The sequence below is a fragment of the Jiella pacifica genome, from assembly GCF_010500815.1.
GTDB lineage: Bacteria > Pseudomonadota > Alphaproteobacteria > Rhizobiales > Rhizobiaceae > Jiella > Jiella pacifica.
The window spans coordinates 61454-84563 of the sequence record NZ_JAAAMG010000006.1; the positions used below are offsets into that span (position 1 = coordinate 61454).

Consider the following 23110-nt stretch of genomic DNA (forward strand, 5'->3'; position numbering starts at 1 on the left):
GTATGAAATTCGTGTAAGGATCGATCGATGAACGGTCTGATCGGCCGAGGCGAATGCGGATTTGAGGAATGGCGAAAATACTGCTTGCAGAAGACGACAACGACATGCGCCGCTTCCTGGCCAAAGCGCTGGAGCGGGCAGGCTACGAGGTGGTCGCGTTCGACAATGGCGGAAGCGCCTATGAGCGGCTTCGCGAGGAGCCGTTCTCGCTGCTCCTGACCGACATCGTCATGCCGGAAATGGACGGGATCGAACTGGCCCGCCGGGCGACCGAGCTCGATCCCGACCTGAAGGTGATGTTCATTACCGGCTTTGCCGCCGTCGCCCTCAATCCCGATTCGAAGGCGCCGAAGAACGCCAAGATCCTGTCGAAGCCATTCCACCTGCGCGAGCTCGTGGACGAGGTCGGCAAGATCCTCGAGGACGCCGCCTGAGGGACGAATCGACAGCCCGGCCGCAGCCGAAGGGCAGTGGCCGGGCGGGTCTCCTCTCGCGCATCGACACGCTTAGGACGTGACCCTGAAGTGCGGGAACCGGCATTCGTGATGCTCGCGAGAGCTGCGCGACGGCCATTGATCCGTCGCGTTGCCGGCCCTCCGCCACCCCCGCCACAGAGCCTCCCGGGGCCGGCAGAAATGCGCTCCCCCGGCCCGTCGCAATTGTTTCGCGAAAGCCGGTTTTCCCTGTTGACGGATCGCGCGGTCATGTGGTCTATGCCGCTCCGTCGGATGGGCGTGTAGCTCAGCGGGAGAGCACTTCGTTGACATCGAAGGGGTCACAGGTTCAATCCCTGTCACGCCCACCATTCGACCCCTCCCCCTCCTTGATGAAAACCGAGCCATCGTCATCGATCGCCGCTCGTCGGGATGCCGTCGCCCGGCCTCTTCGTCTGCCGGCCAACCGCTGAAGAGGGGCGAGCGTGGCTCAAGAGGCCGTGCGGCGGCCATCAGTCGAAGATCACGCCCTTCTTCAAGATGAAGCAGCCATAGGGCCGCGACTCGGCCGTGCGGACCACCGCGTAGGTCGTCTTCGCCTCGTCATAGAAGTCGAATCGCTCCACCGCTTCCATCGTGACGCTTCGGCCCTCGGCGGCGTCGACGATCTCCTGCATGTCCCGGTGAACCTCGAAGTCGGCCTCCGGCTCGCCCTCCGGCGCCATGTAGCGCACCGGCGCCTCGACGAAGCCGTCGAGCGGCAGGAGCGAGAGAATCGCCCGGGCCGCCTCGTTGGTGCCGACGCCGGTCAGCTGCACGAGCGTGCCGGTGACCGTCTCCGCGGCGACCGACGCGGCGGGAAAATTGCGGTCGACGAGGACGATCTCGTCTCCATGGCCCATCGCTGCGAGGATCTGCAGGAGTTCGGGCGTGACGAGCGGCGGAATGGTCTTGAGCATAACGGGAACCTTCTGAGACTGCGGCGGCGATCACCGCCCGCTCATGTTCTACGGTGAGCCCGTCCAGTCGACCAGACCGCGCTGCCGCCGGAGCCGCACCGTCGGCGCACGCCCGACGGCGTGCCGTCGCCGTCAGGACGATTCCTCGTCCTCTTCGGCGTCCTGCTCCTCGGCCGGAACGTCCCGGCCGATCAGCCGCTCCCCGTCCTTCTTGCCGTCAAAGCCGTTGTCGGTGCGCTCGACGGCGTTGCCGACGAGATCGGGCTGGTCGAGGGCCGGGGATGGATGCTTCTCAGTGTCGGACATGATGTCTCTCTCTACCAAATGCGCCAGTCCGTAGAAAGCGCGATGCCGGCCAGTCGTTCCTCCGCCGCTTTCCGCAGGCGGCGCGAGGCGAAGCATGGCTCCATGATTTCCCTTGCGTAAAGTTTTAATTCGCTCCATCCTCCCGCTTCGATTGCAAACCGAGGTGCCGAGCGATCACGCATGGAACGGGACGAGCCTTCAGTCGAGACAGCAACTGCCGAAAGCGGCCCCGAGACCGAGACCGGCGGTGCCGAAATACGCAGCTTCGAACAGGTGTTCGCCTGCGAGATCGACGCGATCGCCGCGGCCAGAAGCGGAAATGTTTCCAGCACGTCCATCGCGAAGGGAGACGCGTGTTCGCCCCGAGGCCTTGCCATGTCAGGCGGCGGAATCCGCTCGGCCGCCTTCAATCTTGGTGCGATCCAGGCGCTTGACGCCTGCGGCATCTTCGAGAAGATCGACTACGCCTCGATGGTCTCGGGCGGCGGCTATGTCGGCGCAGGAGCGATCGCGGCGATCAAGCGCCACGGGATGTTCCCCTTCGTCGTCGCCGATGTCCGGGATGCCAACGACCATCCGATCGAGGATTTCCAGCCAGTCGAGGCGAAACGGGCCGCTGCGACCATGCAGCAACGGACAAATTCCAGCATGCCGGGCTCGGCGCCTGTCACAAGCCCCGCCACCGCAGAGGTCGCGGACAACCTCGCCGTCTCGCGGCTGCGCGATCGCGCCCAGTATCTGAGGCCCGACGGCCTCTGGGATTTCGTCGTTTCGGCCGCAATCATCCTGCGCGGGCTGGTGGTCAACGTCACCATGGTTGCTGCTGCCGTCCTGACACTGGCCGGCATCACGCTGATCCTCAATCCGACACGGTACGATCTCCCCCGCTCCGTCGTCTTCCAGATCGTCGAAGGGCTGGGGTGGAAAACGGCCCACACCGACCCGCCGGGTGTTTTCGAAACGCTTTTCCTGACGATCGTCTTCGGCCTCTGCCTGCTTTCCGCCGTCCTGATTTGGGGCCTCTTCCGCTCACTGCGGCCAGTGCCTGAAGCGCGATCCGATCCGGGCTCGTGGCAGGCGCGATGCGCAGCCGCCGCCCTCATCCTCCTCATCGCCATCTGCTTCGCCGAGCTGGTACCCGAGGCCGTCGGGCTGCTCCTGAAACTGAGAGACAGCAAGCAGGGGCTCGGCGCCATCTTCGATTGGGCGCCGCAGATCATCACCGGCCTCACCGCCGGCACCGGCCTCCTGGCCCTGGCCTGGAAACGGTTGGCCACACAGCTGAAGTCCTTCTCGAGCGATCCTCGCTGGAGCGGGCTGTTCAAGGCGGCGGCGGCAAGACTCACTCTCGTCGTCCTGGCCATGACCTTGCCGGCGATGATCGTGGTCACTTACCTGTGGCTGGTCTCGATCGGCGTCCGACCGTGCACGGCGGAAATCCGGCCCTGCATGCAGGAATACGACTACGCGCCCGTCTGGCTCGCTGGCATGCCGATCGGGGTGTCCCTGGCATTGGCCGCCGCCGGAATCACCCTCGCTGCGGCGCATGTGGGCCATGCAAGCCGCTATGGACGCGCCGGCAAGTGGGGCATCCTCGGTAAAGATCGGATGACCCCCGCGGAACGGAGACTCATCCTCGGCCGGATCGGCGCCTTCATGGCGACGGGTTTCCTCGCCGCTCTGATACTCGCCGTGCTCATCCCCGGCTTTGCGGAAACGCGGCCGGGATCGATCGGAGCGTTTTACCTCGGCACCGGCTTCGTCGCCGTCGCGCTGTCGCTGCTCTTCACCGGCAACGCCACCTCGCTCCACCGCCTGTACCGGGACAGACTGCACTATGCCTTCTCGATGGGGCCACAGGTGGCGAAGTCGACCAGTGAGGCCAACGCACCATTCAAGCTGTCCGAGCTCGCGGCGGGGCATGGCATCCGGCCCTATCCGATCATCAACGCTGCCATCAACATCCAGAAAGACAAGACGAACAAGCGCGCACGCAACGCTGACTTCTTCATCTTCACGCCGAACTGCTCGGGGTCGGACTCAACCGGCTACGTCGCGACACAAGCACTCGAAGCGGAAGAGCCGGGGCTCGATCTCGCGACGGCGGCGGCGATTTCCGGCGCTGCCGTCTCTTCGTCCATGGGCCGTGCCGGCGTCCCGCTGCTCTCGCCGAGCCTCGCGCTCCTCAACATCCGGCTCGGCTACTGGCTCCGCAATCCGGCCGTCCTCGCCTCGGCCAGCGCACTGAGAAAGGCCAAGCGCAGGGACTGGAAGCTGTTCTATTTCCTGCTGGAGTTCTTCGGCAGGCTGAACGCCGAGAAGAGCAAGGTCTATCTCACCGATGGCGGCCACATCGACAATCTCGGCCTCTATCAGCTGCTCAAGCGCCGCTGCCCGTTGATCATAGTCATCGACGCCGAGGCCGACCCCGGCATGCAGTTCACCAGCTTCGTCGACGTTTCGCGCTTTGCCCGCATCGATCTCGGCATCCGCATCGACCTGCCTTGGGAGGAATTGCGCGAGGCGGCGCTCGCCCGCAAGACGGAACTGGCGGGGGGCGCGCGCTGCGCGACGGCCGAGCGGAGCCGACACGTCGCCTTCGGTCGCATCCGCTATCCCAGCCGGATGATTCCCGATCGACAGGGACAGGTTGAAAACGGCTTCGACGGCCTTCTCGTCTACGTGAAATCGATGATGACGGGCGATGAAAAGGACTATGTGCTGGACTACGAACGGCGCTACCCCCGCTTTCCTCACGAGACGACGGGGGATCAGTTCTTCGCCGAGGAACAGTTCGAGAGCTACCGTTATCTCGGCTTCCATGCCGTCACGGAGGCCCTTTGCGACCAGAATGGCAAACCGAAGGGCTGGCAGAGCCTTCTGGCTCTGGCGGAGCGCGTCAGGCGCGAGGCGGGGTTCGATCCCCAAGGCGTCGGCTCCGTCGAGCCTCGCCACTCTCGCCGCCCCTCCCGGTCCCCGCCTCAGCCGGCGCGACGCCGCCGATAGGCCAGGAACCAGTCGACGAAGGCGGCGATGCCGTCCTCCACCGTCGTCGTCGGGCGGTAGTCGAGCGTGGCCTCGATCGCGCTGACGTCGGCGAACGTATCCTCGACGTCGCCGGTCTGCATCGGCTTCAGTTCGATGACGGCCTTCTTCCCGAGAGCCGCCTCCAGCACCTCGACGAAGCGCTTCAGCTCGACCGGCTTGCCGTTGCCAATGTTGAACAGGCGAAACGGGGCGCTGCTCGTCGCCGGATCGGGATTAACGGGATCGAAGCGGGGATCGGCCGGGGCGATCCGGTCGCTCGCCCGGACGACCCCTTCGACGATGTCGTCGACATAGGTGAAGTCGCGGCTGTGGCGGCCGTGATTGAACAGGGCGATCGGCCGGCCGGCCATGATCTTCTCGGCGAAGGAGAAATAGGCCATGTCCGGCCGTCCCCACGGCCCGTAGACCGTGAAGAAGCGCAGACCCGTCATCGGCAGGGCGAAGAGATGGCTGTAGGCATGGGCCATCAGCTCGTTGGATCGCTTGGTGGCGGCATAGAGCTGGATCGGATGGTCGACCCCGTCATGCTCGGAAAACGGCACCTTGCGGTTGGAGCCGTAGACGCTGGAGGAACTCGCGAAAGTCAGATGCGCCACTTTGGCGTGCCGGCAGACCTCGAGCATGTTGGCGAAACCGACGAGATTGCTCGACACGTAGCTCTCGGGGTTTTCCAGCGAGTAGCGCACGCCGGCCTGGGCAGCGAGATGGATGACCCGATCGAAGCTCGTCTCGGCGAACACCCGGTCGAGGGCGGCCCGGTCGGCGAGATCGGCCTCGACGAAGGTGAAGTCGAGCCCGCCCTCGCGGCGCAGCCGATCGAGTTCGGCGAGCCGCGCCCGCTTCAGCTGCGGGTCGTAATAGTCGTTGACGCTGTCGAAGCCGACGACGCGGTCGCCCCGCGCGAGCAGCTTTCGGGCGGTGTGGAAGCCGATGAAACCGGCGACGCCGGTGAGAAGGACGGTCTGGGACATCGGCGCGTCATAGTCACTTCGTGATCGGAAGCAAAGCCGGCCCATCCCAGGCGACGGCCGGATGGGCGGCGAGCAGCGCCAGCAGCCGGTCGGTCAGGGCCCAGGCGCTCTCGTCGTGCTGGAGATGATGGGTGAGAAGCCCGATCGGCTCGGCGCCGGCGGCAGCGCCCGCCCGGGTGTCGATCAGTTCGGCGAGCCGCTCGTCCACTGCATCGAAGGTCAGGCCCCGCATGGCGCGCCAGTCCATGACGTCGAGATGGGTGTTGAGTTCGGCGGGGCCGCCCTCGACCGCAGGCTTTGCCGAACCGTAAACCGATACGGTCGGCAGGCCGAGGCCGGCGAGCAGCGCGCGGACGGTCTCGCCGATCCGGTTCCAGGGTGGCACGAAGACCGGCCGGAACCGCTCCCCGAACAGTGTTTCCAGCCTCGCCTTTCCCACCGCGATCTCGGTGCGCATGGCCTCTGCCGAGCGGTGATCGCCGAATTCGGCGCGCTTCTCACCGGGCGGCGCATGGTTGGCGTGGGCATGGCCATGGAGAAGCACCGTGACGCCGGCTTCCCCGGCAAGCCGCTCGGCCAGCGCCGGCTCGGCGCCGACGGGAATGACGGCGAGGGCGAGCGGCAGCGCGTGGGTCTTCGCCAAGGCGAGCAGCCTCTCGAGCTCGGGCGTCGCCGTCCTCGCGTCGTCGTCGCGCCACCATGCCGTCACCCTTCGCCCGTCGCCGGCCAGCCGGTCGAGCGCCGCCGCCGACAGCGGAAAATCGCCCCTGGTGCTGGAGGCTGCCCCGCTCACGCCGCCTCGGCCCGCAGCGCGTCGCCGAGCAAGGCCGCCACCCGGTCGAGCCCCGGCTGCGGCGAGAATTTTTCGCGCACGCGGCTTTCTCCGGCCACCGCAAGGCGCCGCGCCAGCGCCGAATCGTCCATCAGCCTCGCGATCGCCTCAGCCAGCGCCTTCGGATCGCGCTCCTCGACGAGGAGACCGGTTTTCCCGTCCGTGACCAGTTCGGGGATGGCGGAGACGCGGGTCGAGATCACCGGCAGCCGGTGCGCCTGCGCCTCCATCAGGACGTTGGGCAGGCCGTCGCGATCGCCGGATCTGGCGATGCGCGACGGCAGAACGAAGAGGTCGGCCTTCGACAGGAGGTCGAAGACCTCGCCGCGCTCGCGGCTGCCGTGCCAGGTGATGCGGTCCGCGATACCGGCCTTCTCCGCCTGGTCCTTCAGCGTCTTCGCCAGAGCGCCGCCGCCGACATGGTCGAAATGCCAGCTCCGGTCCTTCAGCCGCGCCAGCGCCCGAATGAGATCGGCATAGCCCTTCTTCTCCACCGCCCGGCCGACCGAGACGATGCGGAATGGTCGGCTGGCGTCGTGGGGCTTGCGCTCCAGCGGGACGATGCCGGAGAGATCGAGGCCGTGATAGACGAGCTCGACCTTCTTCGGCTGCTTCGCCAGAGAGCGCAGGTAATCGAGATTGCTTGCCGTGCAGGTGACCCCAAAGGCCGAGGAGTCGAGCTTTTCCGACAGCTCCCATCGCTCGGACGTCCAGATGTCCTTGGCATGGGCCGAGAACGACCAGCCGAGGCCGAGGATCGTCGCGGCATAGCGGGCGACGGAGGCGGGCGTGTGGAGATAATGGGTGTGCAGCCAGCCGACGTCCTTCGGCAGCTCGGCGGCAAGCACGCAGGCCTGGCCGAAGCGGCGATAGCGGTTGGCCGTGTGGTCGCGCTTCAGATCGGCCTGAAAGATCCGCTCCGCCTCGGCAAATCCCGGCTGGCGCTCGGCGAACTCCCGGCCGCGCTTCACCCGCGCCGGATCGTCCTTCAGATATTCCGGCAGATAGAGCACCGGCGCGGTGATCCTGCGATGGACGGGATGGACCTTGGTCTCGCCCGGCTGGCGCAGCGAGACGATCAGCTGGGAGAGGCCGCGATCCTGAAGCCCGGCGATCTCCTGGGCAATGAAGGTCTCCGACAGGCGCGGATAGCCCTTGACCAGAATTGCGACCCGCTTCTGCATCCTGCCCGTCCTGTCTCGATCTGCTCGGCGCCCGTTCACATGGGCCCTGTGTCGGGATTATGCGACCCGGACGAAGCCGGCAAGGACCGGCGTCATACCAGCGAATCGATCGGTCGGCTGGCTATTCCAGCAGGCCGCCTTTGGCCAACAGCTCCCGGAACAGCGTATCCCGCGCCCGAAACCCCGGCGCCACGGACTGCTTTTCCGTATCCTGGATGAGCTTGGCGAAGACCACCGTCCGGTCGCCCTTCGTTGCCCAGCCGACGAACCAGCCATAGGGCCGGCCGCGGACGGGCTTGCCGTCCTCGCCGCGCGGCAGGCCGGCGCCGGTCTTGCCGTGAACGGTCCAACCGTCGCCCTCGACGCCATAGGCGGCGATCGCCGCTGTCATGTCATAGGCGTCAGCGGAGACGCCGAGGTCCCGCCGGACGATCCGCCGCATGAAATCCGCCTGTTCGCGCGGTGAAATCTGCAGCGAGTTGCCGAGCCAGGCATGGGTGAGCCCGTTTCCGCCGCCGGGAAGGCCCGAGATGTCCTCGTTGCCGTAGCGAAAGCGGCTGAGATAATCCAAGGCACGCTCGCGCCCGAGCTTTTCCATCACCCGCTGCGAATACCAGACGACGCTGTCGCGCATCCATGTCGCCGGCGTCGTCGCCTGCCGCCATTCCGGCCGCCAGTCGACATAGCCCTTTCTGAACGGCAGCTTCGGCTCATCCGGGCTCTTCAGGACGCCCGCGTCGAAGCCCATCAGGCCGATCGCCAGCTTGAAGGTCGAGGCCGGCGTCACCCGCCCGTCGCAGGCCGGCCCTATGTCGACCAGCGTCCTGCCGCTCGCCGCATCGAGAGCGGTGAGGCAGAGGGTCTTCGTTTCGGCGCGGACGGGCTGGGCGAAACAGAAGATGGAGATGGCGCACAGTGCGGGAAGACGTTTCATCGTTGGCCTCGAAAGGGTGTGGGATGCCCACCCATGCGGCCACCCGTCTGATTGACAAAGCGTCAACGCCGCAGCTTACTGGCGAGAATTGTGGGGAAAGGGAGCCGGCAATGCCGCATGGGCAGGCAGTGAGAGCGCAGCGACGTGGCGCCTCGTGCTTTGGTGCTGGCAGTTTCCTCGCGGTCCTCGGTCTTGCCATCGCCGGTTTCCTCTGCGCCCTGCCCGCGCCGGCCAAGGCGCAATCGGCGGCCGAGCCGAAATCGCTGGCCGCCGCCGTCGCCAAGGGCGAACTGCCGCCGCTGGCCGAACGCCTGCCGAAGGTGCCGCGGGTTCTGCCCGTCGACAGCGCCTGTTCGGCAGAGGATCTCGGCGGCACGCTCAACATGCTCACCGGCAGCGCCAAGGATACGCGGCTGATGCCGGTCTTCGGCTATGCCCGCCTCGTCGGCTACGACACCAGCTACAGGATCGTGCCGGACATTCTCGAGAGCTACCAGATCGAGGACGGGCGGATCTTCACCTTCCGTCTCCGGCCCGGGATGAAATGGTCGGACGGTGCGCCGTTCACCTCGGAGGACTTTCGCTATTTCTGGGAAGACATGGCGAAGGACCCGAAGATCGCGAAATTCGGGGTGCCGCCGGAGCTTCTGGCCGACGGCGAGGAGCCGGTGGTGACCTTCCCTGACGAATACACGGTGAAATATGCCTGGGGGAGAGCCAATCCGGGCTTCCTCGCCTCGCTCGCCGCGGCGACGCCCTTCGACATCTATCGGCCGTCCCACTATCTGAAGAAATACAATCCGAACTACACCGATCCGAAGAAGGTCGAGGCGAAGGTCGAGAAGTCCGGCCAGCGCAACTGGGTGGCGCTGCACTTCAAGAAGGACCGGGCCCAGCGCAACGACAATCCGGACATGCCGACCCTGCAACCGTGGATGCTGTCTGGCGAACTGGGGTCCGAGAGGCTGATCTTCACCCGCAACCCGTATTTCTTCCGGGTCGACGAGGAAGGTCGGCAGCTTCCCTATGTCGACGAGGTGGCGCTGACCATCTCCAATCCTGGCCTCATTCCGGCCAAGGTCGCCAATGGCGAGTCCGATCTCCAGGCGGCCTATCTGTCCTTTCCGAACTACCCCTTCCTGAAACGTGGCGAGAAACGCTCGAACTACCAGCTGCGCCGCTGGGAATCGGGCCGTGGCGCCCATGTCGCGCTCTATCCGAACCTCAACGCCAAGGACCCGGTCTGGCGCAAGCTGATGCAGACCGCCGATTTTCGCCGGGCCCTGTCGCTGGCGATCAATCGCAAGGACATCAACCAGGCGATCTTCTACGGCCTCGCGACGCCGGGCGGGAACACCGTCCTGCCGGGCTCGGCCTTCTTCGACGAAACGCTGCGCTCGATGTGGTCCACCTACGAGCCCGAGCGCGCCAACCAGATGCTCGACGAACTCGGCCTGAAGCGCGACGAGCCGGATGGCCTCAGGCATCTGCCGGACGGCCGCGAAATGCGCATCGTCGTCGAGACCGCCGGCGAAAGCCGCGAACAGTCGGACGTTCTGCAGCTGGTGCGCGACGACTGGCGGCGGATCGGCATCGACCTTCTGATCCGCGAAAGCCAGCGCGAGATCTTCCGCAACCGCATCAAGGCCGGCTCGACGCTGATCTCGGTGTGGGCCGGCATCGACAACGGCCTGCCGAACGCCGACACCGACCCGAAGGAACTCGTGCCCTCGACCGCCGAGCAGCTGGAATGGCCGGGCTACGGAATGTGGGTCGAGACCCACGGCACCGGCGGCGAGCCGCTCGGCGATTCGCCCGAACTGGCCCCCTTGAAGCGGCTGATCGACCTGCGGCAGGCCTGGAAGGCGACACTCGACGAAACCGAGAAGGCCAGGATCTGGCGTGAAGCCCTGAAGATCTTCGCCGACGAGGTCTACACCATCGGCATCGTCTCCGGCGTCGATCAGCTCGTCGTCGTCAAGGACAAGCTCGAAAACGTGCCGGAAAAGGGCGTCTACAACTACGATCCGGGAGCCTTCTTCGGCATGTATCATCCCGATACGTTCTATTTCGCCTGCCCCGCGGTCGACACGGCGGAAAAGCGCCCGTGATCCGCTACCTCACGAACCGCCTGATGACGATGGTGCTGACGCTCGTCGCCATCAGCGTCCTCGTCTTCGCCATCATCCAGCTGCCGCCGGGCGACTACCTGACCAGCTACATCGCCGAGATCCAGGCGCAGGGCGAGCAGGTCACCGCCGACAAGATCCAGTTCCTGCGGGAGGAATACGGCCTCGACAAGCCGCTGTGGGAGCAATATCTCGTCTGGGTCACCGGCCTCGTCCAGGGCGATCTCGGCTATTCCTTCGAATACAGCCAGCCGGTGGCCGACGTCGTGGGCGAGCGAATGCCGCTCACCTTGCTGCTCAATGCGGCGACCGTGATCTTCGTCTATCTCGTGTCCTTCCCGATCGGCATCTATTCGGCGACCCATCAATACAGCTGGACCGACCACGGCCTGTCCTTCCTCGGCTTCCTCGGGCTGGCGACGCCGAACTTTCTCCTGGCGCTGATCCTGCTCTATTTCGCCAACGTCTGGTTCGGCACTTCGATCGGCGGGCTGATGGCGCCGGAATTCATCGACGCGCCCTGGAGCTTCGCCAAGCTCGGCTCGGTCCTCGCCCATCTCTGGGTTCCGGTCGTCGTCATCGGCACGGCGGGCACCGCCGGCATGATCCGGCGCCTGCGCGCCAATCTCCTCGACGAACTCCACCGGCAATATGTGACGACGGCGCGGGCCAAGGGCCTGTCGGAGCGCCGCATCCTGTTCAAATACCCCTTACGCATGGCGATGAACCCGTTCATCGCGGATCTGGGCTCGATCCTGCCGAACATCGTCTCCGGCTCGGTGATCATCTCGGCGGTGATGAGCCTGCCGACGACGGGGCCGATGCTGCTCTCCTCGCTCAGGAGCCAGGACATGTATCTCGCCGGCTCGTTCCTGATGTTCCTGGCGGTGCTGACGGTCGTCGGCATGTTCATCTCGGATCTTCTGCTCGCTGCCCTCGATCCGCGCATCAGGCTCGGCATCAAGGCCGCGCGGTGAGGGGCGGACGATGAGCCAGATCCCGCATTTCATCTCGACCGAGCCCTTCGATGCCGAGGCGACGACCGCCGCCGGCTCGGTGGTGTCGGAACGCCACGCCAAGGCCTCGCAGGCGCGGCTGATCTGGTGGCGATTTCTGCGGCACAAGGTGGCCGTGGTCAGCCTCGCCTTTCTCGCCGTCAGCTATGCGGCGATCCTCTTCGTCGAGTTCCTGGCGCCCTACGAGCTGAATTCGCGCCACACCGACTTCATCTTCGCCCCGCCGCAGCCCGTCCATCTCTTCCACGACGGCAGCTTCGTCGGACCCTTCGTCTATCCCTTGAACTACACCCTCGACATGGAGACGCTGCGCCGGACCTATGACGAAGACCGTACGCAGCCGCTGCCCATCCGCTTCTTCTGCAAGAGCGAGCCCTACTCGTTCTGGGGTCTCTTTTCGGCCGAGACCCATCTCGTCTGCCCGCCGGAAGGCGGCACGCTGTTCCTGCTCGGCACCGACCGGCTCGGCCGGGACATGCTCTCGCGCATCGTCTACGGCGCGCGGATCTCGCTGACCATCGGCCTCGTCGGGGTGACTTTGTCCTTCATCATCGGCATCACCATCGGCGGCCTCGCCGGCTATTTCGGCGGCTGGGTGGACGCCACCGTGCAGCGGGTGACGGAGGTGCTCCGATCGATCCCCGAACTGCCGCTGTGGCTGGCGCTGTCGGCGGCGCTACCGCTGACCTGGAGCCCGCTGCTGGTCTATTTCGGCATCACGCTGATCCTCGCCTTGCTCGACTGGCCGGGGCTGGCCCGCGCGGTTCGCTCCAAGCTTTTCGCGTTGCGCGAGGAGGATTTCGTCGCCGCCGCCGAAATGCTCGGGGCGAGCCCCAGGCGGATCATCTTCCGGCATCTCCTGCCGAATTTCATGAGCCACCTGATCGCCTCGGCCTCGCTGTCGATCCCGACGATGATCCTCGCCGAAACCGCCCTCTCCTTCCTGGGCCTCGGGCTGCGGCCGCCGATCACCTCCTGGGGCGTCCTCCTGTCGGAGGCCCAGAACATCGAGGCGGTGGCACTCTATCCATGGCTGCTTCTGCCGATGCTGCCGGTGGTGCTGGTCGTGCTGGCCTTCTCCTTCGTCGGAGACGGCCTGCGCGATGCGGTGGACCCCTACCAGCACTGAGAAAGCGAAGACGGCGAGGCCGGAAGAAGGCTCTCGGGGATACCTGGGGCGCCCCGGCGGCGCCCCGGCTCGTGACGGCAATCAGGCCGCGCGGCGATACGCCGGCTCGGACTGCTGCCGGCGATCCTCGACCTTGAACTCGCGGATCAGCTCATGCAGCATCCGCATGTTGTCCTCGAGCGACCGGGTGGCCGCGCTGGTTTCTTCCACCATGGCGGCGTTCTGCTGGGTCATGCCGTCCATCTGCCGGACGCTGCCGGAGACGTCCGCCACCGCGCTCGCCTGCTGACGGGCGCCGGCGGCAAGGCCGGTCAGCCCGGTGTCGAGATCGAGGATCCGCTCGGCGATCTTCTGAAGCTCGGCGGCCGTGCGTCCGACGAGGTCGACGCCGCCCTGCACCTGATCGGAGGAGGAGGAGATCAACGCCTTGATCTCCTTGGCCGCTTCCGCCGAGCGCTGGGCGAGCGCGCGGACTTCCTGGGCGACGACGGCAAAGCCCTTGCCGGCCTCGCCGGCACGCGCCGCCTCGACGCCCGCATTCAGGGCGAGAAGGTTGGTCTGGAAAGCGATCTCGTCGATCACGCCGATGATGTTGCTGACCTTTTGCGACGACGCCTCGATCGCCGCCATCGCACTGATCGCCTCGGAGACGACCTTTTCCGATTCCTTGGTGGATTTCGCCGTCTCGCGGGCCGCCCCGGCCATCCGGTCGGCAGTCTCGGCGGAGTGCTTCACCGCAGACGTGAAGTCCCCCATCGACGCGGAGGTTTCCTCCAGCGACGCCGCCTGCTGCTCGGTGCGGCTCGCCAGATCGTCGGCGGCCCGGCGGATCTCGGAGGTCTCGTTGACCATCGAATCGATGGTCTCGAGGAGATGGGCCATCATCTTCTGCAGCTTGGCGAGGGCATCGTTGTAGTCCTTGCCGAGAACCTTCGTGTCCGCCGGCAGTTCTTCGGTGATGCGATAGGTGAGGTCGCCCTTGGCGATGGCTGCCAGGGCCCGGGACAGCACTTCGAGCGTCCGGGCGCTATCCTTGGCGGCGCTCTCGGCCCGTTCGCGCAGAACCATTTCCTCGTGAACGTCGGTGAGCGATCCGCAGGCGAGGATCGTCCGGCCATCGGCCTGGGTGCGGGCGCCGCCGGTTGCGCGGAACCAGCGATAGCTGCCGTCCTTGACCTTCAGACGGTAGCGGACGTCGTAGCCGGTCCTGCCGCTCTTGTCGGAAACGCACGTGCCGAAGGCGTCGAAGGTGCCGGCGACGTCGTCCGGATGCAGACGGTCGGACCAGCTGGTCATCAGATTGGGAAAGGAACCCTCGCCGTCGAAGCCGACCAGCCGGCGAAATTCCGCAGACCAGGTCCAGCGGCTCTTCTCGTGAGCGGCGTCGCCCTCGTGGAGATAGGCGTCCCAGAGGCCGATGCCCGATGCCTCGTCCAGGAGATCCGAACGCAACTTCATCGCCTGCAGTTTCGCGTCGGCGACGCCGTTATCGGAATTGGTTTTGCGTCCAAACGAAAACATCTGTGTTCGGCCCATGCTCGAAGTTGAGGAGTCTCCGAACAGGTATGCTTTAAGTCCGATACGATTTTGTTAACGGCATCGCGTCGAACCCAAAGTAAGCAAGAGAGATCAAACAGAACAACCTGAAAGACAATTGATACTCGGCCGCCATCTCAAGATGCCGGCCGATTTGTTGAAGCGAAAATGTGCATCACACCGCCGGCCACTGGTGATGCACCGCCCCTTCCGCGTCGAAGCGGCGGAAGGTATGGGCGCCGAAGAGATCGCGCTGGGCCTGGATGAGGTTGGCGGTGCCCCGCGCCCGACGATAGTCGTCGAAATAGGCGAGCGCCGCCGACAGCGCCGGCACCGGGATACACACGAGCGCCGCCTTCGCGACGACCCGGCGCAGCGCGGCCTGCCCCTTGGCGACACGACCGACGAAATCCGGCGACTGCAGGATGTTCACCACCGTCTGGCCCTTGTCGTAGGCCTTGGCGATGTCGTCGAGGAAATGCGAGCGGATGATGCAGCCGGCTCGCCAGATCTCGGCGATGGTGCCGAGCGGCAGATTCCAGCCATATTCGTCCGAGGCTGCCGCCATCGCCGCATAGCCTTGCGCATAAGCGATGATCTTGGCCGTCACCAGGGCCGATTCAAGTTCTCCGAGGCCGGCCTCGTCGGCGAAGAACTGCGTCTGCCCGGCCTCGACGCCCGCGTAGAGCCTGGCCGCATCCGCGCGTTCCGATCGGCGCGAGGAAAGCCCGCGGGCCGCGACCGCCGCCTCCAGCGTCGTCGCGCCGACGCCGAGTTTTTCCGCCTCGATGACCGCCCAGCGACCGGTGCCCTTCTGGCCTGCCTCATCGACGATCACCTCGACCATCGGCTTGCCGGTTTCGGGGTCCTTTTCGTCGAGGTTAACCGCGGTGATCTCGATCAGGTAGGAAGCGAGCTCGCGGCCGTTCCAGCCGCGGAAGATCTCCGCCATCTTCGCCGGTTCGAGCTTCAGCCCGTCGCGCATGATGCCGTAGATCTCGGCGATCATCTGCATGTCGGCATATTCGATGCCGTTGTGGATGGTCTTGACGAAGTGCCCCGCCCCGTCCGGCCCGAGCCAGGCAACGCAGGGCTCGTCCTTGAACTTCGCGGAGATCTTCGTCAGCACCGGCTCGATCAGCGGATAGGTTTCCTTGGCGCCGCCGACCATGATCGAGGGACCGTGGCGGGCGCCGAGCTCGCCGCCCGAAACGCCCATGCCGACGAATTTGAGGCCTGTTCCCTCGACCGCCTTCGACCGGCGGACGGTGTCGTTGAAGTCGGCATTGCCGGCGTCGACCATCACGTCGCCGGCTTCGAGCAGCGGGGCGATCTTCTTCATCTCGTCGTCGACCGGCTGGCCGGCCGGCACCATGAAGATCACCGCACGCGGCGTCTTCAGGCTCTTGACGAAATCCTCCAGACTCTCGGCCGGCAGGACATTTTCGGCGAGATCGGGATTGTCGTCGCGAACCGCGAAGGCCTTTTCCGGCGTCCGGTTCTGGACCGCGACCTTGAAGCCTTTCTCGGCGATGTTGAGTGCGAGATTGGCACCCATCACGCCCATTCCGATGACGCCGATATCGGCGGTTCCGTCGCTCATGGTCAGTCTCCTCGGCCGCTCCCGGCCTCTCATGATGCCTCTCGCAGCCTCGGGGGGCGAAGGCGGAATCGGGTGCCGGCCGCCGTGCTAGCTTTTCAGCCGCCAGCCGGTCTTGAAGATATAGGTCACCGCGGCGAGCGTCGCCCCCAGAAACACCAGCGTCATGGCGAGGCTGACGCCGATCGACACGTCCGACGTGCCGTAGAATGCCCAGCGGAATCCGGAGATCAGATAGACCACCGGATTGACCAGGCTGACGTCCTGCCAGAACTCGGGAAGCATCGAGATCGAATAGAAGCTGCCGCCCAGAAAGGCGAGCGGCGTGACGATCAGGAGCGGCACGATCTGCAGCTTTTCGAAGCCGTCGGCCCAGATGCCGATGATGAAGCCGAACATCGCGAAGGTGACGGCGGTGAGCACCAGGAAGAGGATCATCCACAAAGGGTGCTCGATGCGCAGATCGACGAAGAGCGTCGCCGTGGCGAGGATGATCAGGCCGAGCGCGATCGATTTCGTCGCCGCCGCGCCGACATAGCCGAGGACGATCTCGATCGGCGAGATCGGCGCGGACAGGAGCTCGTAGATCGTCCCGGTGAACTTCGGGAAATAGATGCCGAAGGCGGCGTTGGTCAGGCTCTGCTGCAGCAGCGTCAGCATGATCAGGCCGGGCACGATGAAGGCGCCGTAGGAAACCCCGTCGACCTCCTGGATGCGCGAGCCGATCGCCGCGCCGAAGACGACGAAGTAGAGCGAGGTCGAGATCACCGGCGAGATGATGCTCTGCATCAGCGTGCGGAAGGTGCGGGCCATCTCGAACTTGTAGATGGCGGCGACGGCGTTGAGGTTCATGGCCGGTCCTCGACGAGATTGACGAAGATCTCTTCCAGCGTCGACTGCTTGGTCGACAGATCGCGGAAGCGGATGCCCTCCTCCGCCAGCCGGCGCATCAGGCTGCCGATCCCCGTGCGCTCGGCATTGGTGTCGTAGGAATAGGTCAGCATCGATCCGTCGGCGGAGACGGACAGATCATAGTCCGAAAAGCCCGGCGGCACGTCGGAAAGCGGCTCCTGGAGATGCAGGATCAGCTCCTTGTGGCCGAGCTTGCGCATCAGCTCGGCCTTCTCCTCGACGAGGATGAGCTCGCCTCCCGAAATGACGCCGATGCGGTCGGCCATCATCTCGGCTTCCTCGATGTAATGCGTGGTCAGGATGATGGTGACGCCGTTCTCGCGCAGCTTGCGCACCACCTCCCACATCTCCCGGCGCAGCGCCACGTCGACGCCGGCCGTCGGCTCGTCGAGGAAGAGCAGCTCCGGCTCGTGGGACAGCGCCTTGGCAATGAGAACGCGGCGCTTCATGCCGCCCGACAGCGTCATGATCTTGTTGTCGCGCTTGTCCCAGAGCGACAGGTCGCGCAGCACCTTCTCGATATGGGCGGGGTTCTTGTTCTTGCCGAAAAGCCCGCGCGAGAAGGAGACGGTGTCGAAGACGGTCTCGAAAGCGTCGGTGGTCAGCTCCTGCGGCACCAGGCCGATCTTCGATCGCGCCGCCCGGTAGTTGCGGCCGATGTCGTGGCCGTCGACGGTGATCTCGCCGGCAGACAGATTGACGATCCCGCAGATGATCGAGATCAGCGTCGTCTTGCCGGCGCCGTTGGGCCCGAGCAGCGCGAAGATCTCGCCGCGGGCGATCTGAAGGTCGATAGACTTCAGTGCCTGGAAGCCCCCCTCATAGGTCTTCGACACGCCGCGAACGGCGAGGATGGGATGAGCGACGTTGGTGGATTGCATCAAGTTCGACCGATCGCAGTTCGTCCGGGCGCGCCGGCGGGAGCTTCCGGCCACATAGGCGGCAAGGGCTGCGAGGAAAGTGGGTAGCCGGCTCGCATCGAGCTTGCGGTTTCTCGGCATCGTCCAGGACGGGCTTCATCCGTCTCGACATCCACGCATCCAGCGCCCGGCTCTCCAGGCGTTGGACGCCGGTCGGCAGGTCCGGCCGGCCGATCTTTTCACCCGGGGCCGTCGACACTTTCGTCGTGGCCGCTCTACTTGCGCCGCCAAGGGACGACTTCGCCGCGATGCCGGCACGATCGAGGGATTCACAGGATGCGTTGGCGCGGGCGAAGGCAATCGGAGAACATCGAGGACCGGCGCGGCGGGGGCGGCGGCTTCGGCGGTCGCGGCGGCGGCATGCGCATTCCGATCCGCGCCGGCGGCGGCGGCGGAATCGGCCTCATCATCATCGCCCTCGTCCTGTGGCTCGGCTTCGGCATCAATCCGCTGGCCCTGCTCGGCGGCATGGACGACGGCGGCGGCAGCGTCCAGACCAGCCAGCAAGGGCCGGGGGTCGCCGGCACCGCCGACGAGACGGACGACTTCGTCGCCACCGTCCTCGCCGAGACCGAGGACACCTGGGGCCGACGGTTCGAGGCGTCAGGCGAGACCTATCCGAAGCCGACCCTCGTCCTGTTCGACGACCAGGTCCGCTCGGCCTGCGGCACCGCCGGCGCGGCGGTCGGGCCGTTCTACTGCCCCAACGACCAGAAGCTCTATCTCGACCTCGACTTCTTCCGGCAATTGAAGAACCAGCTCGGCGCGCCGGGCGATTTCGCCCAGGCCTATGTCGTCGCCCACGAGGTCGGCCACCACATCCAGAACCTTACCGGCGTCCTCGAGCGCACCAACCGGCAGCGCCAGGGCGCTTCGGCGAGCGACGGCAACGCCATCTCGGTCCGGGTCGAGCTGCAGGCCGACTGCTATGCCGGCATCTGGGCCCATGACGCCAAGGGCGACGGCATCGTCGAAGAAGGCGACATCGACGAGGCCCTGAACGCCGCCGGCCAGATCGGCGACGACACGCTGCAGAAAAGAGGCCAGGGCGTGGTCGTGCCGGATTCCTTTACGCATGGCACGTCGGCGCAGCGCCAGAAGTGGTTCCGGGCCGGCTATGAGAGCGGCGAGATCGGTGCATGCGACACGTTCGGGGGCAGGATCTAAATATGCGTCGATCCCGTTCACTCTGCCCAAGCTAATGCAATACGAAGAAGCGGAACGAAGCATTGTCAGCGTTCATCAGGAACCAGTATTCCAACAGCCGAGTGAAGGCAGCGGGCAAGCGATTCCGAGACGGGAATGCTAGCCCTGAGGATTCTATTGTCTTAGATAATTGGCGGGCGGCGCATTCTTATGTTTTAAATACTTTTCAAGCTACACTAAGAAATCGAGCAAGGGGCACAAATGTCACTGTTGCCCAGCGGCTGAAACGCCGCCCCACGATAATCGACAAATTGCGACGCGAACCAAGCATGCAACTGAATACCATGCATGATATGGCTGGATGCCGATTGATATTTGAAAATATTGATCAACTTATTAGATTTAGGGAAAAAATGACTTGGTCTCGATTTCGGCACAAGCCAAAGAGCTTTTTCTATCTGTACCATGATACAGAACATCCCATGATTAAAACCATGGAGCGGGTTGATAAATATAATTACATCGAGAATCCAAAATCCAGTGGCTATCGCGGTATCCATGATGTTTATGAATACAACGTCAACAGCGTGGGCGGCAAGGCTTGGAACGGTCTTCATGTAGAAATACAATACAGAACTGTTTTTCAACATGCATGGGCAACAGCGGTTGAAGTAGCGGACCTAGTTACGACGAATAGAATAAAATTTAGCGAAGGAGATCGGCCGCATGAGCGGTTTTTCCAACTTTCAAGCGAACTAATATCGCGGGTCTACGAGAGCTGCTATGGCCCCCTTCCACAAATACCATTTGATGACGTCGTAAAAGAATTTAATGATATTGAGCACTCGATTGGATTGCTACATACTCTTAAACGCTTAAGAACATCAGAACGATCTGACGTTTTTCGAAAGAATACTTTGCTTATTTTCTATACAAGTGACGATGAAATCGCAAATACGTTGGAGATAGAAACTTTCGATAGTATTTCTGAGGCAATTAATCGATATGGAGAACTCGAGAAAAATTTATCCGATGTTGCAGACGTTGTGTTAGTTCGCTCAGACAGTGAAGCAAGCGTGCGCCTAGCATACAGGAATTATTTCTCTGATACTGTCGAATTTGTTAGATATATCGAAAATGCACTTTCGAGAACGGAAGCGGAATTGCCGTATATTGGCAAATTAGCCAAATGAAACATGTCGCTGCTTTGTAGTGCGCCGCCGAGCTTCCTGCTTCACCTCGTCGATTGACGTGAAACGGCTCGGCCCACTGCGATTGCCCTCTTCGGCCAGGCGGCGAAGCTCCTCCGTCGACCAGCCTGCCGGCTCCCGGTCGGCCCGAAGCGTTCGAATCGCCTCGGCGACGACCTCGCTGACCGAGCCGAAGCGGCCCAGCGCCACCTCGTCCTCGACGAAACGGGCCTCGTCCTCGGCAAGCCGGACGTTGAAGGACTTCTCGACGCCCATGGGCGAGGCTCCCTGTCGATTGGTGAGGAAGATACCGCCCCGCGGAGCCGAGAACAATCGTGCCATCGACTTTGCAGCCGCCCCGCCGTCCCGCTCTTGCATTCGCCGGGGCGGCGTGATGCAAGACGGCACGTTTTGACCGACCGTTAGAAGACCCAGATGCCCGACCTCCTTCTCGAACTACGCTCCGAGGAAATTCCCGCGCGCATGCAGCGCAAGGCGGCGGGGGATCTGAAAAAGCTCGTCACCGACGCCCTGGTCGAGGCCGGCCTCACCTATGAGGGCGCACGGGAATACTGGACGCCGCGGCGGCTGACCCTCGACGTCAGAGGCGTCGACGCCCGTTCCAAGGACGTCGTCGAGGAGCGCAAGGGCCCGCGCACCGACGCGCCTGCCAAAGCCATCGAGGGATTCCTGCGCGGCGCCGGGCTCAGCTCGATCGAGGACGCCAGCGTCCAGTCCGACCCGAAGAAGGGCGACTTCTACGTCGCCACCATCAGGAAACCCGGCCGGGCGGCGGAAGAGATCATCGCCGAGGCGATGCCGAAGATCATCCGCGACTTCCCCTGGCCGAAATCGATGCGCTGGGGCCCGGCCTCGGCGGCGCCAGGATCCTTGCGCTGGGTGCGCCCGCTGCAGTCGATCCTCTGCACCTTCGGCCCGGAGACCGAGGAACCGGTCGTCGTCGACTTCGAGGTCGGCGGCATCCGGTCGGGCAACGTCACCGCCGGGCATCGCTTTCACGCGCCGGAGCCCTTCAAGGTGCGCCGCTTCGACGACTATGCGGCAGGGCTCGAAAAGGCCTTCGTCGTTCTCGACGCCGAGCGCCGCAAGGACATCATCCGCCACGACGCCGAAAACCTCGCCTTCGCCAGGGGGCTCGAGGTGGTGCCGGACGAGGGGCTGCTGGACGAGGTCTCCGGCCTCGTCGAATGGCCGGTGACGCTGATGGGCGCCTTCGAGGCGGAGTTCCTGCAGATCCCACCGGAAGTGATCCAGCTCACCATCAAGGCCAACCAGAAGTGCTTCGTCACGCGGCCCCAAGGCGGCGGCCAGACTTCCACCCTTTCCAGCGACTTCCTGCTGGTCTCCAACATCAAGGCCACCGACGGCGGCGCCGAGATCGCCCGCGGCAACGGCAAGGTGGTCCGGGCCCGGCTGTCCGACGCCCTGTATTTCTGGGAAACCGACCAGGCCGATCTGCCGGACGTCGCAAGCCTCAAACCCTCTGCCGAGAAGCTCGGTCTGAACCTTGCAAAGCCGCTCGACCAGCGGATGGCCAAGCTCGACGCGCTGGGCGTGACGTTCCATGCCAAGCTCGGCACGCAGGGCGAGCGGGTCGCTCGGATCGCCGCGCTGGCCGAGACGATCGCGGCGACGGTCTATCCGGACGGGGCGGAATTGGCTGGCGAAACGATCTCCGCCGAGGAGCTGAAGCGTCACGTGAAACGCGCCGCGCTGCTCGCCAAGGCCGACCTCACCACCGAGGCGGTCGGCGAGTTCCCGGAGTTGCAGGGCCTGATGGGCCGCTACTACGCGGGGCTGCAGGGTGAGCACCCGAGTGTCCAGGCGGCGATCGAGGATCACTACAAGCCGCTCGGCCCCGGCGATCAGGTGCCAGGCGACCCGGTGGCGATCTGCGTCTCGCTCGCCGACAAGCTCGACATGCTGGTCGGCTTCTGGGCGATCGACGAGAAGCCGACGGGCTCGAAGGACCCTTACGCGCTGCGGCGGGCGGCGCTGGGGGTGATCCGGGTGGTGCTTGAGAAGGCGCTGACGCTGCGGCTCGGCGGCTTCACCCCGGCGGGCGACCTCCTCGCCTTCTTCCACGACCGCCTGAAAGTGCAGCTGCGCGATTCCGGCGCGCGCCACGATCTCGTCGACGCGGTTCTCGGCACCGGTTCCGAAGGCAACGACGACCTCCTCGACGTCACCCGCCGGGTCGAGGCGCTCGGCTCCTTCCTCGCCACCGAGGACGGCAAGAACCTCCTTTCCGGCTATCGCCGCGCCGCGAACATTCTCGCCGCCGAGGAAAAAAAGGGCACGGCGATCGCCGCCAAGGTCGATCTCGCGCTTCTGTCCGAACCGGAAGAGAAGCTGCTCGCCGCCGCCATCGACCGGGCGGAGATCGAACTCACCGATGCGCTGCAGACCGCGAACTACGAACAGGCAATGGCGGGCCTCGCCAAGCTGCGCCTGCCGGTCGACGCCTTTTTCGAGAAGGTGCTGGTGAATGCCGAGGACGAGGGCGTCCGGGCGAACCGACTGGCGCTCCTGTCGCGCATCCGCGCCGCCTGCGGCCAGGTGGCGGATTTTTCCCGCATCGCCGGCTGAGCGTCGGCGGGCCGTTCCGGCATTCGGCCCGAAGCGATTGGCGCGAGGGTCAAACCGTCCTGCCGGAACGGCTCTCCTGCCGCAGCACACGGAGACGCCGAACGGCCGACATGCCGCGCATCGGCCGGCGCGCCGGGCGCGAAGCTGAACCGAAGCTGAATCCCCGAGCGGGTCGCATATCGGACGGACGGGGATTCACCCGGCCCTCACCATGACGCTTCTTCCGCCGTTAACCCTTTGAAGAGACTCGTCTG

The 23110-nt window shown here is 64.8% G+C and carries 20 protein-coding genes and 1 tRNA gene; 9 read left to right on the top strand and 12 right to left on the bottom strand.

The genetic code is table 11. The annotated features are described in order from the left end of the window. The first annotated feature begins 68 nt into the window (after window positions 1-68). Entirely contained in the window at window positions 69-434 is a 366-nt protein-coding gene (gene cpdR, locus GTK09_RS09200) for a cell cycle two-component system response regulator CpdR (protein WP_163462862.1), read from the top strand. Between the two features lie 296 nt (window positions 435-730). Beyond that, window positions 731-805, top strand: a tRNA-Val gene (locus GTK09_RS09205). A gap of 141 nt (window positions 806-946) precedes the next feature. Here GTK09_RS09205 and GTK09_RS09210 read toward each other — a convergent pair. The 3 genes from GTK09_RS09210 to GTK09_RS09220 form a co-directional block, all read right to left on the bottom strand. Further along, on the bottom strand, window positions 947-1393 hold the full coding sequence (locus GTK09_RS09210) for an RbsD/FucU family protein (protein WP_163462863.1): 447 nt from the start codon (window positions 1391-1393) through the stop codon (window positions 947-949). Window positions 1394-1525: 132 nt separating this feature from the next. Beyond that, complete coding sequence (locus GTK09_RS09215) at window positions 1526-1699, bottom strand: hypothetical protein (RefSeq protein ID WP_163462864.1); 174 nt, start codon at window positions 1697-1699, stop codon at window positions 1526-1528. An 11-nt stretch (window positions 1700-1710) separates the two neighbouring features. Further along, window positions 1711-2037 (bottom strand): hypothetical protein, encoded by a 327-nt coding sequence (locus GTK09_RS09220; protein WP_163462865.1) that lies wholly within the window; start codon window positions 2035-2037, stop codon window positions 1711-1713. Between the two features lie 37 nt (window positions 2038-2074). Between GTK09_RS09220 and GTK09_RS09225 the strand changes: the two genes are divergently transcribed. Further along, window positions 2075-4705 (top strand): patatin-like phospholipase domain-containing protein, encoded by a 2631-nt coding sequence (locus GTK09_RS09225; protein ID WP_163462866.1) that lies wholly within the window; start codon window positions 2075-2077, stop codon window positions 4703-4705. Here the strand turns inward: GTK09_RS09225 and GTK09_RS09230 are convergent. From GTK09_RS09230 to blaOXA, 4 genes are all read right to left on the bottom strand, one after another. Further along, window positions 4681-5718: an NAD-dependent epimerase gene (locus GTK09_RS09230; protein WP_163462867.1), complete on the bottom strand. Its 1038-nt coding sequence runs from the start codon at window positions 5716-5718 to the stop codon at window positions 4681-4683. The genes GTK09_RS09225 and GTK09_RS09230 overlap by 25 nt on opposite strands. Window positions 5719-5731: 13 nt before the next feature. Then, on the bottom strand, window positions 5732-6511 hold the full coding sequence (locus GTK09_RS09235; RefSeq protein WP_203560953.1) for a polysaccharide deacetylase family protein: 780 nt from the start codon (window positions 6509-6511) through the stop codon (window positions 5732-5734). Then, window positions 6508-7734 (bottom strand): glycosyltransferase, encoded by a 1227-nt coding sequence (locus tag GTK09_RS09240; RefSeq protein ID WP_163462868.1) that lies wholly within the window; start codon window positions 7732-7734, stop codon window positions 6508-6510. Before GTK09_RS09240 ends, GTK09_RS09235 begins: the two co-directional genes overlap by 4 nt. Before the next feature lie 121 nt (window positions 7735-7855). After that, entirely contained in the window at window positions 7856-8668 is an 813-nt protein-coding gene (gene blaOXA, locus GTK09_RS09245) for a class D beta-lactamase (RefSeq protein WP_163462869.1), read from the bottom strand. A gap of 110 nt (window positions 8669-8778) precedes the next feature. On the opposite strand from blaOXA, the gene GTK09_RS09250 reads away from it, so the two are divergent. From GTK09_RS09250 to GTK09_RS09260, 3 genes are read left to right on the top strand one after another with little or no spacing between them, the layout of a single operon-like run. Continuing rightward, complete coding sequence (locus GTK09_RS09250; RefSeq protein WP_163462870.1) at window positions 8779-10779, top strand: ABC transporter substrate-binding protein; 2001 nt, start codon at window positions 8779-8781, stop codon at window positions 10777-10779. After that, complete coding sequence (locus tag GTK09_RS09255; RefSeq protein WP_163462871.1) at window positions 10776-11774, top strand: ABC transporter permease; 999 nt, start codon at window positions 10776-10778, stop codon at window positions 11772-11774. Before GTK09_RS09250 ends, GTK09_RS09255 begins: the two co-directional genes overlap by 4 nt. A gap of 10 nt (window positions 11775-11784) precedes the next feature. Beyond that, on the top strand, window positions 11785-12942 hold the full coding sequence (locus GTK09_RS09260; protein ID WP_163462872.1) for an ABC transporter permease: 1158 nt from the start codon (window positions 11785-11787) through the stop codon (window positions 12940-12942). A gap of 81 nt (window positions 12943-13023) precedes the next feature. On the opposite strand, the gene GTK09_RS09265 is transcribed toward GTK09_RS09260, so the two are convergent. The 4 genes from GTK09_RS09265 to GTK09_RS09280 form a co-directional block, all read right to left on the bottom strand. Beyond that, window positions 13024-14400 carry a methyl-accepting chemotaxis protein gene (locus tag GTK09_RS09265; RefSeq protein WP_163462873.1) on the bottom strand — a complete coding sequence of 459 codons (1377 nt, stop codon included), beginning with the start codon at window positions 14398-14400 and terminating at the stop codon, window positions 13024-13026. A gap of 253 nt (window positions 14401-14653) precedes the next feature. Next, window positions 14654-16081, bottom strand: coding sequence for an NADP-dependent phosphogluconate dehydrogenase (gnd, locus tag GTK09_RS09270; protein WP_163462874.1), 1428 nt, complete (start codon window positions 16079-16081; stop codon window positions 14654-14656). Between the two features lie 87 nt (window positions 16082-16168). Continuing rightward, on the bottom strand, window positions 16169-16930 hold the full coding sequence (locus GTK09_RS09275) for an ABC transporter permease (protein ID WP_163462875.1): 762 nt from the start codon (window positions 16928-16930) through the stop codon (window positions 16169-16171). Continuing rightward, window positions 16927-17871: an ABC transporter ATP-binding protein gene (locus tag GTK09_RS09280; protein ID WP_163462876.1), complete on the bottom strand. Its 945-nt coding sequence runs from the start codon at window positions 17869-17871 to the stop codon at window positions 16927-16929. The genes GTK09_RS09275 and GTK09_RS09280 overlap by 4 nt, the downstream gene beginning before the upstream one ends. A gap of 315 nt (window positions 17872-18186) precedes the next feature. On the opposite strand from GTK09_RS09280, the gene ypfJ reads away from it, so the two are divergent. Further along, a complete protein-coding gene (gene ypfJ / locus GTK09_RS09285; protein ID WP_163462877.1) occupies window positions 18187-19077 on the top strand; it encodes a KPN_02809 family neutral zinc metallopeptidase in 891 nt (296 codons plus the stop codon). Between the two features lie 62 nt (window positions 19078-19139). Continuing rightward, complete coding sequence (locus GTK09_RS09290; protein ID WP_163462878.1) at window positions 19140-20249, top strand: RelA/SpoT domain-containing protein; 1110 nt, start codon at window positions 19140-19142, stop codon at window positions 20247-20249. On the opposite strand, the gene GTK09_RS09295 is transcribed toward GTK09_RS09290, so the two are convergent. Further along, window positions 20238-20522, bottom strand: coding sequence for a type II toxin-antitoxin system ParD family antitoxin (locus GTK09_RS09295; protein ID WP_163462879.1), 285 nt, complete (start codon window positions 20520-20522; stop codon window positions 20238-20240). The genes GTK09_RS09290 and GTK09_RS09295 overlap by 12 nt on opposite strands. Window positions 20523-20681: 159 nt before the next feature. On the opposite strand from GTK09_RS09295, the gene glyS reads away from it, so the two are divergent. Continuing rightward, on the top strand, window positions 20682-22856 hold the full coding sequence (gene glyS, locus GTK09_RS09300; RefSeq protein WP_163462880.1) for a glycine--tRNA ligase subunit beta: 2175 nt from the start codon (window positions 20682-20684) through the stop codon (window positions 22854-22856). The last annotated feature ends 254 nt before the right edge of the window (window positions 22857-23110 follow it).

What these genes read in the sequence shown, in the direction of transcription:
- cpdR (WP_163462862.1), top strand. Translation starts at nt 69, where the DNA reads ATGGCGAAAATACTGCTTGCAGAAGACGACAACGACATGCGCCGCTTC.
- GTK09_RS09210 (WP_163462863.1), bottom strand. Translation starts at nt 1,393, where the DNA reads ATGCTCAAGACCATTCCGCCGCTCGTCACGCCCGAACTCCTGCAGATC.
- GTK09_RS09215 (WP_163462864.1), bottom strand. Translation starts at nt 1,699, where the DNA reads ATGTCCGACACTGAGAAGCATCCATCCCCGGCCCTCGACCAGCCCGAT.
- GTK09_RS09220 (WP_163462865.1), bottom strand. Translation starts at nt 2,037, where the DNA reads ATGGACGTGCTGGAAACATTTCCGCTTCTGGCCGCGGCGATCGCGTCG.
- GTK09_RS09225 (WP_163462866.1), top strand. Translation starts at nt 2,075, where the DNA reads ATGTCAGGCGGCGGAATCCGCTCGGCCGCCTTCAATCTTGGTGCGATC.
- GTK09_RS09230 (WP_163462867.1), bottom strand. Translation starts at nt 5,718, where the DNA reads ATGTCCCAGACCGTCCTTCTCACCGGCGTCGCCGGTTTCATCGGCTTC.
- GTK09_RS09240 (WP_163462868.1), bottom strand. Translation starts at nt 7,734, where the DNA reads ATGCAGAAGCGGGTCGCAATTCTGGTCAAGGGCTATCCGCGCCTGTCG.
- blaOXA (WP_163462869.1), bottom strand. Translation starts at nt 8,668, where the DNA reads ATGAAACGTCTTCCCGCACTGTGCGCCATCTCCATCTTCTGTTTCGCC.
- GTK09_RS09250 (WP_163462870.1), top strand. Translation starts at nt 8,779, where the DNA reads ATGCCGCATGGGCAGGCAGTGAGAGCGCAGCGACGTGGCGCCTCGTGC.
- GTK09_RS09260 (WP_163462872.1), top strand. Translation starts at nt 11,785, where the DNA reads ATGAGCCAGATCCCGCATTTCATCTCGACCGAGCCCTTCGATGCCGAG.
- GTK09_RS09265 (WP_163462873.1), bottom strand. Translation starts at nt 14,400, where the DNA reads ATGAAGTTGCGTTCGGATCTCCTGGACGAGGCATCGGGCATCGGCCTC.
- gnd (WP_163462874.1), bottom strand. Translation starts at nt 16,081, where the DNA reads ATGAGCGACGGAACCGCCGATATCGGCGTCATCGGAATGGGCGTGATG.
- GTK09_RS09275 (WP_163462875.1), bottom strand. Translation starts at nt 16,930, where the DNA reads ATGAACCTCAACGCCGTCGCCGCCATCTACAAGTTCGAGATGGCCCGC.
- GTK09_RS09280 (WP_163462876.1), bottom strand. Translation starts at nt 17,871, where the DNA reads ATGCAATCCACCAACGTCGCTCATCCCATCCTCGCCGTTCGCGGCGTG.
- ypfJ (WP_163462877.1), top strand. Translation starts at nt 18,187, where the DNA reads ATGCGTTGGCGCGGGCGAAGGCAATCGGAGAACATCGAGGACCGGCGC.
- GTK09_RS09295 (WP_163462879.1), bottom strand. Translation starts at nt 20,522, where the DNA reads ATGGGCGTCGAGAAGTCCTTCAACGTCCGGCTTGCCGAGGACGAGGCC.
- glyS (WP_163462880.1), top strand. Translation starts at nt 20,682, where the DNA reads ATGCCCGACCTCCTTCTCGAACTACGCTCCGAGGAAATTCCCGCGCGC.